This window comes from Fusicatenibacter sp. (genome assembly GCF_977045365.1).
Window position 1 is genome coordinate 1 of record NZ_CDRRUH010000098.1, and the last position, 2251, is coordinate 2251.

Genomic DNA, 2251 nt, shown 5'->3' on the forward strand with positions numbered 1-2251 from the left:
TAAAAAGCATCCGCTTCTGGTACTGGAAGGCGATCACTTCACGAACGGGCGGAAAATCGCCTATCTGACCCTGTTTCTGGGAACCGGAATTTACCGGCAGTGCGTTCGTGCACTGTTCCGGAAAAGAAATTTATAAAAAATGCGGCAGAAACGAATGAGATTTTCGTTTCTGCCGCATTTTTATATGGATTTTTCTAGCTTTCTTTTTCGGAAAGCAGAACACCGTTTTTATCAAACACATACGTTGTTCCGTCAATTTTTTTCGTCCCGGTGACGCATCCGCCCCAGCTCTGGAAATAATATGTTTTTCCATCAATTTCTGCCCAGCCGGTCTGCATGGAAGCATCATCGTTGAAGTAGTACCAGTTATTTTTATAATAGTACCACTGCGATTTTCTCGCACCGCCCCAGCTGTAGGTAAAGTACCAGACACCGTCCCGGATCACCCATTGGTTTGTCGGCATGACACCGTTTTCATCAACAAAATAAAGATTATTGTCATACGTAAAGGCTTCATCCGTTTTCCGTGTACAGTCCTCATTAATATAATAGTATTTATTCTGAAGCAGCAGCCAGCCTTCGTGTACGGCACCGCCCCAGCTTCTGAGATAATAATAGTTTCCATCCCATTTCAGCCACTGGTTCTGATACATTTTTCCACTCTTATTTACAAAGTAGAGATTGTTGTCATACAGGAAACTTTCGTTCTGCTTCAGGGAACCGTCCGCATTCATAAAATACCAGGCGCCATCGATCTGATACCAGCCATTGGTTAGGCAGGAATATTTCTGTACATAATACCAGGCACCGTCATGGTACAGCCAGGTGCTGCCGGAAATACCGCCCCAGGAAAGAAATTTGACGCGGTAACCGTTTAAGGTAAGTGTCGTATTGCGTGCGGCACCTCCCCATGTGTAAAAATAGTACATCGTTTTGGTCTCCGGATCAGCGTGCCATCCGGACGAATACATAATACCGGTATCCTTGGCGAGATAGTACCAGTTGTTGCTGATAAACTGCCATCCGGTCTGCATCTCACCGCTGCCGGAAAAATAATAGTAATCTCCGTCAAGCAGAAGCCAGCCTGTTGCCATAACGCCGTCCGCGCCGAGGTAATACGTTTTGTGGTCGAGGGTGAGCCAGCCGGTATACGGTGTTTCGTCATCGTTGTAGTAATACCATTTTCCATCCCGTTTTATCCAGCCGATGACGTGGCGTTCGTTTGTGATCACGCCGTTTTCATCAGCGGTATATTCGATGCCCGTTTCTGTGTCGCGCCAGGAAGTGGAGCATACGAGAAAATGGCTGCTGTCTGCATAATATTTCTGTCCGCCGCGGGTGAAAAATCCGCTGTACGGGATGCCGTCATGATAAGCAACGAGCTTGGAAGAACGGCCACGGTAAATTTCATAGGTATCATCCACGTTGGAAGTGACCGCGGAACCGGAAAAGTCAGCAATGACTGCCGGAAGATCGCCGGAATATTCTGTCGTGGAAAATACGCGCAGCCCCAGAGAGGTCAGGGTCTCGACGGTATCGTTATCCATAATACGGAAGTCACCGGTCTGGATAAAATATTCCGGGTTGACGGCAGCAAGATAGTCTGCATCGACAGCATTCGGATATCCGTGATGATTGGAAGTCATCAGATCAATGCTGTACAGCCCGTAGTTCGAAACAATCCGGCTGGCATCGCCCTCGACGTCGTCGATATCGCTCGTCAGAAAAGCGCGGTGGCCGTTTGCGGAGGCAATTACACCAAGACAGAACTGGTTGGCGTCCTCTTTTGGACTTGTGAGATAATCTTCCTCGTAGTTGACAATCTGGATCTGGAAATTTCCAAAAGCAAAATCAGGAGATCCTTCTTCTGCGGAGGCGGCACCGGGATTCAGATGCTGGATCAGGGTCACGCCTTCAGTCTCTTCTACAGCAGTGAGAAGCTGGTCGTAGACATAAAGATTGTCCCAGAGACGCGCAGTATTATAGACATAACTGTCATCATACGGGAGCAGATAAACCCGGTCGGGGGAATACAGCCGCACGATGGTATCGCCGGTTCCAATATGGTCGCTGTGCGGATGTGTTGCAACATAAAACTGCAGATTATCGGAGGTGACACCGAGAGAGTCCAGGTAGGAGAGTACCTCATCGTCGTAGCCGGTCGACGTTGTGATGCCGCTGCGCAGCGGATAACGCGGATCAGATCCGTCAGGGTAATCCCAGTCCTCGCCGGAGTCTACCATGCCGAAAA

At 48.7% G+C, this 2251-nt stretch carries 1 protein-coding gene; it reads right to left on the reverse strand.

All coding sequences use genetic code 11. From position 1 onward, the window contains the following. Positions 1-194 precede the first annotated feature (194 nt). Positions 195-2251, reverse strand: a 2057-nt coding sequence (locus ACY2VW_RS13795) for a ComEC/Rec2 family competence protein (protein ID WP_461878439.1), incomplete at its 5' end; no start/stop codon positions are given.